11 protein-coding genes are annotated in these 12,334 nt (G+C 74.3%); 7 read left to right on the forward strand and 4 right to left on the reverse strand.

Annotation, left to right across the window (positions count from 1 at the left end):
* Positions 1-563: HNH endonuclease (locus PSR1_RS16545; RefSeq protein ID WP_160309031.1), on the forward strand; the 563-nt coding region annotated here is incomplete at its 5' end.
* 1 nt (position 564) lies between these two features.
* Here PSR1_RS16545 and PSR1_RS16550 read toward each other — a convergent pair.
* The 4 genes from PSR1_RS16550 to PSR1_RS16565 form a co-directional block, all read right to left on the reverse strand.
* Positions 565-1,812 (reverse strand): penicillin-binding transpeptidase domain-containing protein, encoded by a 1,248-nt coding sequence (locus PSR1_RS16550; protein WP_059438572.1) that lies wholly within the window; start codon positions 1,810-1,812, stop codon positions 565-567.
* A 120-nt stretch (positions 1,813-1,932) separates the two neighbouring features.
* Entirely contained in the window at positions 1,933-4,821 is a 2,889-nt protein-coding gene (gene ppdK / locus PSR1_RS16555) for a pyruvate, phosphate dikinase (protein WP_059438573.1), read from the reverse strand.
* Positions 4,822-4,997: 176 nt separating this feature from the next.
* On the reverse strand, positions 4,998-6,053 hold the full coding sequence (locus PSR1_RS16560) for a thiamine biosynthesis protein (RefSeq protein WP_059438574.1): 1,056 nt from the start codon (positions 6,051-6,053) through the stop codon (positions 4,998-5,000).
* A 41-nt stretch (positions 6,054-6,094) separates the two neighbouring features.
* Positions 6,095-6,349 (reverse strand): sulfurtransferase TusA family protein, encoded by a 255-nt coding sequence (locus PSR1_RS16565; RefSeq protein ID WP_059438575.1) that lies wholly within the window; start codon positions 6,347-6,349, stop codon positions 6,095-6,097.
* Between the two features lie 98 nt (positions 6,350-6,447).
* On the opposite strand from PSR1_RS16565, the gene PSR1_RS16570 reads away from it, so the two are divergent.
* The 6 genes from PSR1_RS16570 to PSR1_RS16595 all read left to right on the forward strand — a co-directional run.
* Positions 6,448-6,981: a hypothetical protein gene (locus PSR1_RS16570; RefSeq protein ID WP_059438576.1), complete on the forward strand. Its 534-nt coding sequence runs from the start codon at positions 6,448-6,450 to the stop codon at positions 6,979-6,981.
* Between the two features lie 3 nt (positions 6,982-6,984).
* A complete protein-coding gene (locus PSR1_RS16575; protein ID WP_059438577.1) occupies positions 6,985-7,818 on the forward strand; it encodes a hypothetical protein in 834 nt (277 codons plus the stop codon).
* Between the two features lie 143 nt (positions 7,819-7,961).
* The gene (locus PSR1_RS16580) at positions 7,962-9,977 is read left to right on the forward strand and encodes a thioredoxin domain-containing protein (protein ID WP_059438578.1); all 2,016 of its coding nucleotides are present in this window, start codon (positions 7,962-7,964) and stop codon (positions 9,975-9,977) included.
* Positions 9,978-9,984: 7 nt separating this feature from the next.
* Positions 9,985-10,803, forward strand: coding sequence for a glycosyltransferase family 25 protein (locus PSR1_RS16585; protein ID WP_237758068.1), 819 nt, complete (start codon positions 9,985-9,987; stop codon positions 10,801-10,803).
* Between the two features lie 90 nt (positions 10,804-10,893).
* Complete coding sequence (panD, locus tag PSR1_RS16590) at positions 10,894-11,289, forward strand: aspartate 1-decarboxylase (RefSeq protein WP_011423097.1); 396 nt, start codon at positions 10,894-10,896, stop codon at positions 11,287-11,289.
* 138 nt (positions 11,290-11,427) lie between these two features.
* Positions 11,428-12,334: anthranilate synthase component I family protein (locus PSR1_RS16595; protein ID WP_237758070.1), on the forward strand; the 907-nt coding region annotated here is incomplete at its 3' end.

Raw genomic sequence — 12,334 nt, forward strand, 5'->3', positions numbered from 1 at the left:
CGCCGCCCGCGTCGCCTGCCACCGATCCGGCCCCGCCGGTTCCGCAGGCGGCCTGCGTCGCGGTACCGGTCGCGAAGCCCAGCTCGGTGGACTGGCTCGCCTCCGATCAGGCCCGCATGCATCTCACCGTGTCCAAGGCATTCCTGAAGAAGCTCGACGCCGCCCGGGACGCGCTCTCCCACTCCATGCCCGGCGCCACCCGCGAGGACGTCCTCGAGGCGGCGCTGGACCTGCTCCTCTCCGAGCGCTCACGCCGCAAGGGGCTCACGGCGAAGCCGCGGAAGAACGTTCGTCCCTCCAGGCGGGACCACATCCCCGCCCACGTCCGGCGCGAGGTCTGGGAGCGGGACGGCGGGCGGTGCACCTTCGTCCTCGCCTCGGGCGAGCCGTGCGGCTCCACGCATCAGCTCGAGCTCGACCACGTCGTGCCGCGGGCGCTCGGCGGGGCCTCGACGGTCGAGAACCTCCGGATCCGTTGCCGGGGGCACAATCTGGAGGAAGCCCGGCGGGTCCTCGGGGACGCGCTCGTGGACGCCTACGCCGGCAGGCGGCGCTCGGGATGAATCAGGGCGCGGGCGCCTTCGCGGTCCGCAGGCCGGGCGCGGCGGCGCTGGCCACCCGGTTCGCGAAGTACGCCTCGAGCGCCTCGCGGGCCACGGCCGTCGCGCGGGTCCGCCACTTCTGGCCGTTCACCACCAGCGTCGCGACGGCGACCTCGGGGCGGTCCATGGGCGCGTAGCCGACGAACCACGAGTAGTCGCGGTAGGGGGACGGATGGGTGAGCGAGCCGGTCTTGCCGGCGACCTCCACGCCGCGGAGCGAGCCGGGGCCGCCGCGGCGGAACGCCTTGCGGGCGGTGCCCTCGGTCACGGTGCTGCGCATGGCGTCGGCGAGCGCGCCGGCGACCTGCTCGTCGATCACGCGCCACGGCGCGGGGGGCACGGGCGGCGTGGCGCCGTCGGCCTCCTCCACCAGCGACGGGGGCACGAACACGCCGCCGTTCGCCACGGTGGCGGCGAGGAGCGCGGCGTGCAGCGGCGAGAGCCGCACGGGGCCGAAGCCGGCGGCGGTGTTGGCGAGCTCGAAGGGATCGTCTGGGATGGGCGCGGGCGAGACGTCCACGGGCAGCGCGAAGGGGATGGGCTCGCCGAACAGGAACCGGCCGGCGGCGGTGCGCAGCTCGGCGGCCCCGAGGTCGCGGCCGGCGAGCTTCGCGAACACCACGTTGGCGCTGTGGCCGAGCGCGGAGGTGAGGCTCATGCAGCGGCTGTCGCGGCGCGGATCGTCGGCGAGGAGCTTGGGCTGCAGGCGGCGCTTGCCGCCGTGGTAGCAGACCTCGTCGTCGGGGCGGACGCCGCGCTCGAGCAGCGCCGCGGCGGTCACGATCTTGAAGATGCTGGCGGCGGGCGCCATGGCCGTGCGCGCGAGCCCCTTGCGCGCGGGCTCGGCCTCGGAGTGCTCCGCCATCGCGAGCACGCGGCCGGTGGCGGGCTCGAGCAGGACGGTCACGCCCCAGGGCACGGCGTTCGACGCGAGCGTGCGCTCGAGGCGCGCCTGCAGCCGCGGGTCGATCGTCAGCACCGCCCGCCCCTGCCCGAGCGGCGCGACCCATCGGCCCAGCGCGGCGTCGTAGCGGGGCTCCCCGAGCGGCGGTGGGCGCTCGGCGGGGGCCGGGGTGGAGGTAGGGGTCCCGGCCGCGGCGCTCGCCGCCGGGGCCGCCGCGTGGGCGGGCTCGGGGCGCGGGGCGGCCAGTCCCGCGAGCACGAGCGCGCTCGCGGGGAGGAGCCAGACGGAGAGCTTGGAGTGCTTCATCGGACCGGAGGCGGGAGACGTGCGCAGTGTGCCCCACGCGGCCGCCCGCGTCAAAATACGGAGCGTGCGGGCGAGGACCACCGCCTCGCCCGGGCACGCTCCCCGATCCGATGTCCTCCGCTACGCGCGCGCTCTCGGGCGGCGCCCGGCACCCTTGCGCGCCCGCGGGACCGCGATCGCGGCGTTCCGCGCGCGCCGCGCCGGCGCCTTCGCGGCGCCCGCGGGCTTCGCCTTCCCGTTCCGCGCCCGCTTCGCGCTCCCCGCCGCGGCCACCTTCTTCTCCTGCGCGCGCTCGCGGAGCGCCGCCTGCGCCGCGGCGAGCCGCGCGATGGGGAGCCGGTAGGGCGAGCAGGAGACGTAGTCGAGCCCGATGCGGTGGCAGAACTCCACCGAGGCGGGATCGCCGCCGTGCTCGCCGCAGATGCCGAGCTTCAGGCCTGGCCGGGTGGCCCGCCCGCCGGCGACCGCGATCTTCATGAGCGCGCCCACGCCGTCCTGGTCCACCGAGACGAACGGGTCGACGGGCAGGATCTCCTTCGCGAGGTAGGTCTGCAGCACCGGGCCGGTGTCGTCGCGCGACAGGCCGAACGTGGTCTGGGTCAGGTCGTTCGTGCCGAAGGAGAAGAACTCGGCGGTGCGCGCGATCTCGCCGGCGGTGATCGCGCCGCGCGGCACCTCGATCATCGTCCCCACGAGGTAGCGCACCTTGCGGCCGCGCCGGGCGAACACGTCCTCCGCCACCCGCCGCACCACGCCGGCCTGGTCGTCCAGCTCCTTCACCGACGCGACGAGCGGGATCATCACCTCCGGCTCGACCTTCACGCCCTGCTCGGCGGCGTCGCAGGCCGCCTCGAAGATGGCGCGCACCTGCATCTCGGTGATCTCGGGGTGGCTGATGCCGAGCCGGCAGCCGCGGTGGCCGAGCATGGGGTTCGACTCGACCAGGTCCGCGATCTGCGCGCGGATCTCCTCGACGCTCCGCCCGGTGTCGTGGGCCAGCTGCGCCACGCCCTGCTCCTCGTGCGGCAGGAACTCGTGCAGCGGCGGATCCAGCGTCCGGATGGTCACGGGCCGCCCCGCCATCTCCAGGAACAGCCCGCGGAAGTCCTCGCGCTGGACCGGCAGCAGCTTCGCGAGCGCCTTGCGGCGGTCGTCGTGCGTCTCGGCCACGATCATCTCGCGCATCGGGCCGATCTTCCCCTCGCCGAAGAACATGTGCTCGGTGCGGCACAGGCCGATGCCCTGCGCCCCGAACGCGACCGCGACGCGCGCCTGGTCCGGCTGGTCCGCGTTGGCCCGCACCCGCAGGCGCCGGGCCGCGTCGGCCCAGGAGAGCAGCTTCGCGAAGCGCTGGTAGGTGGGCGCGTCCTTCGGGTCGAGGCTGCGCTCCACCAGCACCGCCATCACCTCCGACGGCCGCGTGTCGAGGCGGCCCTCGATCACCTCGCCGGCGGTGCCGTCGATGGAGAGCCAGTCGCCCTCCTTCAGCACCTTCGGGCCGGCGGCGGTCTCCACCGTCATGGTGCGCGCGTGGTAGTCGAACGAGATCGCGCCGCAGCCGACGATGGCGACCTTGCCCATCTGCCGCGCCACCAGCGCCGCGTGCGAGGTCATGCCGCCGAACGCGGTGAGGAAGCCCTCCGCCGCGGCCATGCCGCGGATGTCCTCCGGGCTGGTCTCGTGGCGGGCCAGGATCACCGGCTCGCCGCGCGCGTGCCACGCCGCCGCGTCCTGCGCGAAGAACACCAGCTTGCCGCTGGCGGCGCCCGGGCCGGCCGGGAGCCCCTTCGCGAGCCCGCGCCCGCCCTTCGCCGCCGCGGCCTTCGCCTCGGCGTCGAACACCGGACGGAGCAGGTGGTTGAGCGCCTCCGGCTCGACGCGCAGCACCGCCTCGTCGCGCCCGATGAGCCGCTCCTCGGCCATCTCCACCGCGATGCGCACCGCCGCGAGGCCGGTGCGCTTGCCGTTGCGCGTCTGCAGCAGGTAGAGCCGCCCGCGCTCGATGGTGAACTCGATGTCCTGCATGTCGCGGTAGTGGCGCTCCAGCGTCTCGCGCGCGGCCTCGAGCTGCCGCGCCACCTCCGGCCACCGCTCCTTCAGCTCGGAGATCTTCTGCGGGGTCCGGATGCCCGCGACCACGTCCTCGCCCTGCGCGTTCACCAGGAACTCGCCGTAGAACTCGTCCTCGCCGGTGGCGGGGTTGCGGGTGAACGCGACGCCGGTGCCGGAGTCGTCGCCCATGTTCCCGAACACCATCGACTGGACCGAGACCGCGGTGCCCCACTCGGCGGGGATGCCGTTCAGCTGCCGGTAGGCGATGGCCCGGTCGTTGTTCCAGGAGCGGAAGACGGCGCCGATGGCGGCGAGGAGCTGCTCCTGCGGCGCCTCGGGGAACTCGACGCCCTTGCGCCGCCGGATCTCCGCCTTGAACTCGGACACCAGCTCGCGCAGCGCCTCGACCGGCAGGTCCTTGTCGTACTTCACGCCGTGCGCGTGCTTCTTCGCCTCGAGGATCACCTCGAACGGATCGCGGTCCTCCTTCCGCTCGGGCTTGAGGCCCAGCACCACGTCGCCGAACATGGCCACGAAGCGGCGGTAGCTGTCCCAGGCGAAGCGCGGATCGGACGCGCGGGCCGCCAGCCCCTCCACCGTGGCGTCGTTCAGCCCGAGGTTGAGGACCGTGTCCATCATGCCGGGCATCGACGCGCGCGCGCCGGAGCGGACCGAGACGAGCAGCGGGTCGGACGGGTCGCCGAAGCCCTTGCCGGTGAGCGCCTCCACCTTGCGCAGCGCGGCCTTCAGCTCGGGCTCGAGCGCCTTCGGCAGCTTCTGGCCGGCCTTGTAGTACTCGGCGCAGACCTCGGTGGTGATGGTGAAGCCGGGCGGCACCGGGATGCCGATGTTCGACATCTCCGCCAGCCCGGCGCCCTTCCCGCCGAGCAGGTCCTTCATGTCCTTGTTCCCCTCGGCCTTGCCGCCGCCGAAGGCGTAGATGCGCTTCGCCGCCATGCGTCACCTCGAGATGGGAGAATCTCGACTGCGCCCGGAAAACGCAGCCGTGGGGCCACCATGCTCGATCGGAACGGCGCGCGGGACAACCCGGTGGTTCGCGGGACGCCCCGACGCGGCGGTGGGGCGTTGACCGCGGTCAACGCCGGGTGCGGACGCGCGGGCCGGCGCGCGGCCTAGATGCGCATCGCCTCGACGCGCGCCTCGTCGTGCTCGGGCTCGACCTCGTAGGTCTCGACCAGGTCGCCCTCCCGCCACTCCACCACCACGCGCCCGGCGTCCTTGCCCTTCCCGTAGCGCGCCACGATGCGCGCGGCGAGCTGGCGCTCCTCCCAGGTCGGCACGCCCTCGACCAGGGCCACCGGCCCGAGCACGTCGCGCGCCTCCACCCGGGCGCGCCCCTCCACGTGGTGCTCGAGCAGCGCGTTCTCCACCTCGGTGCGCCCGACGATGAGCTTCGCGCGCGGCGAGAGCCGGAAGTGCCGGCCGGTGGAGAGCAGCACCACGTCCTCGCGCTCCAGCTTCCGCGGCTCGCCCCGCGCCTCGCGCGCGTCGAGCACGTCGAAGAACTTCCGCGAGAACGCCTCGTCGGTCAGGTAGCAGCACCCGCCCGCCGGCTGCGGCCACTCCGAGATCCCCAGCTCCTCGGCGAGCGCCATCTGCCGGGTGCGGCCGCGGCCGCTGATGTCGAGCAGCCGCTCGCGGTCCACGATCCCCTCCTGCTCCGGGATGGTCGGGGGCAGGAGCCTCGCCGACAGCGGGCGCAGCAGGCGACCGTCGAGCCCGCTCTCGCGCTCGATGATCCGCAGCGTGTCGCGGCGCTGGCTCTTGGGGCGCTGGCCGAGCACCTCGCCGGTGAAGATGAAGTCGGCGCCCTCCGCCTCCATGATCTCCTTCGCCTTGCGCATCATGAACACGCGGCAGTCCACGCAGGGGTTCGCGTTCGCGCCGTAGCCCCAGCGCGGGTTCACGAGCATGTCGAAGTAGCCCGGGCCGGAGATGTCCACGTACTCGATCTCCACCTCGAGGTCGGCGGCGGCGCGGAGCGCCTCGTTCTGCGGGACGGTGCCGTCGGGGCGGCCGCCCTTCCGGCGCTGCGTCTCGGTGATGCAGAAGCCGGTGTAGAAGTTCACCGCCTTCACCTCGATGCCCTGCCCGCGGACGAGCGCCAGCGCCAGCGTCGAGTCGAGCCCGCCGGAGATCAGTCCGATCGCCTTGCCCTGCTTCTTCATGTCGCCTTCCAGGCCCGGCGGCGCGCGCCGCGGGCCGCCGTTCAGCGGGCGCGCTTCCGCACGAAGCTCTTCCAGGCCGCGCCGTCCTGGAACGTCCCGAGGTGCTCGTTCCGCGTCGCCTTGCACCACATCGGCATGTCGAGCGCGATGCCGGGGTCGGTGGCGATGACGAGCAGCACCGCCCCCGCGTCCATCGCCTTCACCGCCTTCGCGGTCTCGACGATCGGGAACGGGCACAGGCGCCCCGAGGTGTCGAGGGTGCGCGCGGGCGCGGGCATCCGTTCGGTGAGCGCCATGCGCGTCTCCCTTTAGCCGCTCGCGCCGGCCGCGGCAACGGGCGGTCCGGCCGGGCGCTTCCTTGAGCCCGGCGCGATCGGGGGGTAGCTTGTCCGCCATGCGCACATCCACCGTCCTCGGCGCGCGCGCCGCCGCCGCGCGCGCGCCGTTCGCGATCGCGCTCGCGCTCGCCTGCGCCCTCCCCGCCGCGGCCGCCGCCGCGGAGCCGGCGCCGGGCCCGACCGGCTTCTCCGTCCTCGCGTCGCTGGGCGGCGGCGGCGAGCTGGGCCTCGACCACGGCCAGGCCGGCGTCCTGGAGATCGAGGCCGTGCCGGGGCTGGAGCTGGCCGACACCGGCCTGCGCCTCGAGGCGGGCCTGACGCTCGGCCTCGAGCCCGACACCCACTTCGGCTTCCGACCCGGCGCGCGCTACCAGCTCCCGCGCCTCCCGTTCCAGGTCCGCGTCGCCTTCGACGCCTCCAACTCGCGCGGCGACGGCATGCGCTGGCGCTGGCTGCTGGTCGGCCTCTCCACCGAGGTCCGGCTCACCGGCGCGTTCGGGCTGTTCGCCGAGGCCGACACCGGCGCGCCGCTCGCCGGGCGCTACGGCCTGCCGCTGCTCGTGCGCGGCGGCGCCAGCTTCCGTTTCTAGCCCATGCGATCCCTCGCCTCCGCGGCGCTCGGCCTCGCCGCCCTGACCGCCCTGGCCGCCGCGCCCGCCGCCGCCCAGCCGCTCCCCGCCCCCGGGGACGCGGACGGCTGGACCGCCGGGCTCTCGACCGGCGTCGCCGGGCGCTTCGGCGGGTTCGAGATCGACCGCGGGGAGCACAACCCGCCGTTCCTGATCCTGGTCGGCGCGCGGGCCGAGGGCTGGTTCCCGGGCCGGCTCTCGCAGGCGGTGCGGCTGCGCGCGCGCGTGCTCGCCGGCGGCGAGGACCGGATCTTCGTGCCGTCCGACGGCGAGGTCGAGGCGGCCTGGGCGATCGGCTACCCCGAGTTCCGCTTCGTGCTCGGCCGCGTCGAGGCGGCGCGCGCCCCGGGGCTCGCGCTCCAGTCGCTGGTCCAGCTCGGCACGCTGCCCTCGGTGGAAGGGAACGTGACGGTGGGCTACCAGGCGCGCCTCGATTACCTGGCCGCACCGGTGGAGATGGTGCATGTGCGCTACCTCGGGCGCGCGCACCTGCCCGGCGCCGGCGCGACCACCGAGTCGGAGCAGGTGCACGCGGCGAGCGCCGCCCGGCTCCGCTACACGGTGGAGTATCCCGCCGGCCCCATCCTGTCGGCGCAGGCCGAGGTGCTGAAGCTGTGGGAGAAGGCGGATCTGTACGCCGCCGCCGAAGGTTCGGCCGGCTGGGCGGCGTTCGGGCGGGCGGTCGTGTTCGAGGCGGTGGCGCGCTGGCAGGGCTTCACGCGGCGCGCGCCGGCGCCGGACGACCGGCGGACCGACGGTGAGGTGCAGCTGCTGGCGGTGGCGCGGATCGGCCTCTAGGGGGCCCCACACCCGGGGCGGGGAATTCGCCGGAAGGTCCGGTGTTCGGCCTGGCGTCGCGGCGAGGTGCCGGCGCGTTGTCCACCCGGGGCGATCCTGATATCTGCGGTGGCTCTGACTTGGCTGGAAGGGAGACGGGACACATGAAGCACGTGAGCTGGGTGGTCGCGCTCGTCATCGGGTTCGCGATCGGGTTCGTCGGGCGCGGCTCGTGGGACGCGGGCGGCAGGCCCTCCCGGGCGCCCGTGGGCGCGCCCACGCGCGCGCGTCCGGTGGAGGATCCGAAGGCCGTCTACAAGGTGCCCGCCGACGACTCGCCGGTGCGCGGCCCGGCCGACGCGCTCGTCACGATCGTCGAGTCCTCGGACTTCCAGTGCCCGTACTGCAAGCGCGGCGCGGCCACCATGAAGCAGGTCGAGGAGGCGTACCGCGGCAAGGTGCGCTTCGTGTTCAAGCACAACCCGCTCTCGTTCCACCCGCAGGCCATGCCGGCCGCGCTCGCCGCCGAGGAGGCGCGGGCGCAGGGCGGCGACGAGAAGTTCTGGGCGCTGCACGACAAGCTGTTCGACTCGGCCCCCGCGCTCGACCAGGCCGCCATCGAGAAGGCCGCCGGCGAGCTGGGCCTCGACGTCGCCAAGGTCCGCGAGGCGATGCAGTCCGGCACCCACCGCGCCCGCATCGAGCGCGACCAGAAGCTGGTGGTCGGCCTGGGCGCCCCCGCCACCCCGACCTTCTTCGTGAACGGCCGGAAGATCGCCGGCGCGCAGCCCATCGAGGCGTTCCGCACCGTGATCGACGAGGAGCTCCGCAAGGCCGAGCAGCTCGTCCGGTCCGGCACGCCGGCCGCGCAGGTGTACGCGAAGACCATCGAGCGCGGCGCGACCGCCCCGGTGTTCCTGCCCGGCACCGTGCCGCCCCCGACCGCCGGCGCGCCGTCGGCCGCCGCGCCGGCCCCGGCCGCCCCCCCGGCCGCGCCGCCCGCCACCTACGCCAAGGTCCCGCTGCGCGCCGACGACCCGGCCCGCGGCCCGGCCGACGCGAAGCTGACGGTGGTGCTGTTCTCCGACTTCCAGTGCCCGTTCTGCTCCCGCGTCGAGCCCACCCTGAAGCAGCTCGAGGAGGCGTACCCGGGCCAGGTGCGGATCGTGTGGAAGCACCAGCCGCTCTCCTTCCACCCGAACGCGCTGCCGGCGGCCATCGCCGCCGAGGCGGCCCGCGACCAGGGCAAGTTCTGGCCGATGCACGAGAAGCTGTTCGCGAACCAGCAGGCGCTCTCGCCCGCGACCTACGAGCAGTACGCGAAGGAGCTCGGCCTCGACCTGCGCAAGTTCCAGGCGGCGGTGGCGGCGCGCAAGGGCGCCGACCGGATCGCGGCCGACCAGCAGCTCGCGAACAGCGTGGGCGCGAACGGCACGCCGACCATGTTCTTCAACTGCCGCCAGGTGGTGGGCGCGCTCCCGCTCGAGCGGATGCGCCCGGTGGTGGAGGAGGAGCTGAAGAAGGCCGACGCGCTGCTGAAGGGCGGCAAGGCGGGCCCCGGCTTCTACGAGCAGGCCTGCCAGGCGAACCTGGCGCTGAAGCCGGCCGCGCCGCAGCAGGGCGCGGTGATCCCGGCGGCGCTGCCCGCCGGCCAGCCGGTGCAGGGGCTCGCGGTCCGCGCCGACGACCCGATCCGCGGCAACCCGAAGGCGCCGGTCACCATCGTGCTGTTCTCGGACTTCCAGTGCCCGTTCTGCGCGCGCGTCGAGCCGACGCTGGCGCAAGTGCAGAAGACGTACGGCGACAAGGTCCGGGTGGTCTGGAAGCACCAGCCGCTCGGCATGCACCCGAACGCGCTCCCCGCGGCCGAGGCGGCCGAGGCGGCCCGCGAGCAGGGCAAGTTCTGGCAGATGCACGAGAAGCTGTTCGCGAGCCAGCGCGAGCTGTCCGACGCGCTGTACGAGCGCGCCGCCCGCGAGATCGGCCTCGACGTGGCCCGCTTCGACGCGGCCCGGCGCTCGGGCCGGGGCCGCGCCCGCATCGCCGAGGACCAGGCGCTGGCCGCCCGCATCGGCGCGCAGGCCACCCCGACCATGTTCGTGAACGGCGTGAAGGTGGAAGGCGCGGTGCCGTTCGAGCAGATCCGCGCAGTCGTCGATGCCGAGCTCGCCCGCCGCTAGCGGACCCGTGCCGGCGACGCCCGCCGCGGGCGCGCCGGCGCCCGCCCTGGCGCCGGACGTCGCGGCGGCCTGGGACGCGCTCCACCGCGCGTTCGACCGGATCTTCGTGGTCACGGTCGAGCGCGCGGTCGAGCGGCAGGAGCGCGTCCGCGCGCGGCTCGCCGGGCTCGACTACCGCTTCCACCAGGGGATGGACAAGCGGCTGCTCGATCCGGCGCGCCTCGCCGCCGAGGGCTACGACGCGGCCGCGGATCGCCGCGCGGCGCGCCACTCGAAGCCCATGTCGCAGGGGCAGATCGCCTGCGCCGTCTCCCACCTGCAGCTCTACCGGGCCGCGGTCGAGAACGGCTGGCAGCGGGTGCTGGTGTTCGAGGACGACGTCGTGCCCCGCGGCCCCGACCTGGCGGTCCTGCCGGAGGCGCTGCGGCAGCTCCCCGAGGACTGGGAGCTCGCGTACCTGGGCTGGTCCAACTTCGAGCGCGTGACGCTGCGGCACCGCGCCAAGCAGGCCGCCTACCTGGTGGGCGCGTCGCTGCGCCTCATGAAGTGGACCCCCGCGCAGATCCTCCGGTTCCACCCGCGCCCGTTCAGCGACCACCTGCGGGTGGCGGGGCTGCACCACTGCACCCACGCCTACGCGTTCACGCTGGGTGCCGCGCGGAAGCTGGTGGAGGCGCAGCGCCCGCTCGCGCGCAACGCCGACCAGCTGCTCATCCACATGGTGCTGAGCGGGAAGCTCCGCGCCTTCGTCACGGTTCCCAAGTTCTTCGACCAGGAGGACGGCACCGGGGCGGACGCGGCCTACTCCTTCGTGTTCCACGACTGACCGGGTCCCGCTCCGCCGTGCGGGGGACCGGGCGGCGGGCGGCGGGTGTTGCGCGAACCGACCCGACCATGTAAGTAAACGAGTCCTGCCATGCGTCGGACCTTCTTCAAGGCGAAGATCCACCGTGCGACCGTGACGCACGCGGATCTCGAGTACGAGGGCTCGGTCTCCATCGACGAGGACCTGCTCGAGGCCGCGGGCATCTGGGAGTACGAGGCCGTTCACGTGTGGAACATCACCCGCGGCACCCGGTTGCAGACGTACGCGATCAAGGGTGAGCGCGGCTCGGGCATCATCTGCATCAACGGCGCGGCCGCGCACCTCAACCGCCCCGGCGACATGGTGATCCTCGCCACGTTCGCCGAGCTGGAAGAGGCCGAGGCCCGCGACTTCAAGCCCACCGTGGTCCTCGTCGACCGCCAGAACAAGATCGTGGCCAAGGACGCCGTCGAGGTGCCCGGCCCGGCACGCAGGGTGACGGCATGACGGTGCGTCTTTGGCAAGTCCGCTGAGCTGCGGACCACGCCCGATCTCCAGACCTTCCTCTCCCTCTGCAGCCCCGGCCGCGCCGTCCCGGTCCGCGTCGAGATCGACGCCGACACCGAGACGCCGGTCTCGGCCTTCCTGAAGCTCTCCCGCGGCGAGCGGCACGCCTTCCTCCTCGAGTCGGTCGAGGGCGGGGAGCGGAGCGCGCGCTTCACGTTCCTGGGCGCGGCCCCGCGGGCGGTGATCCGCTGGAAGCTCGGCGACCCGGGCGATCCGATCGCCGCGCTGCGCGCCGCGCTCGCCACGCACCGGGCGGTGCGGGTGCCGGGCGTGCCGCGCTTCTCCGGCGGCTTCATGGGCCACGTCTCCTACGACGCGGTCCGCCTGTTCGAGCCGCGCGTCCCCATCGCGAAGGCCGACGAGCTGGGCTTCCCCGACGTCCTGCTCATGGACTTCGACGAGCTGGTGGCCTTCGACAACCGCCGCCACTCGCTCCACGTCATCTGCGAGGTGCGCTGCGACGAGGGCGACGACCCGCGCGCGCTGTACGCCGACGCGGTCCGCCGCATCCGCCGCCGGCTGGCGGTGCTGGCGCGGCCGCTCTCCGACCGCCGCCCGCGCCGGGCCGGGCCGCCGGCGGTGCTCGCGCCGCGGGTCCGCCGCGAGGAGTTCGAGGCGGCGGTGCGGCGCGCCAAGGAGTACGTCACCGCCGGCGACTGCCAGCAGATCGTCCTCTCCCAGCGCTTCGACGCCGAGACCTCGCTCCCGCCGTTCGAGATCTACCGGGCGCTCCGCCGCGTGAACCCCTCGCCGTACCTGTTCTTCGTGAAGGACGGGCCGCGCGCGCTGGTGGGCTCGTCGCCCGAGACGCTGGTGAAGCTCGAGGACGGCGAGGTGACGCTGCGGCCCATCGCCGGCACCCGCCGGCGCGGCGCGGACGCGGCCGAGGACCAGGCGCTGGAGGCCGAGCTGCGCGCCGACCCGAAGGAGAACGCCGAGCACGTCATGCTGGTGGACCTCGGGCGCAACGACGTGGGCCGGGTGT

The organism is Anaeromyxobacter sp. PSR-1 (genome assembly GCF_000964525.1).
GTDB lineage: Bacteria > Myxococcota > Myxococcia > Myxococcales > Anaeromyxobacteraceae > Anaeromyxobacter.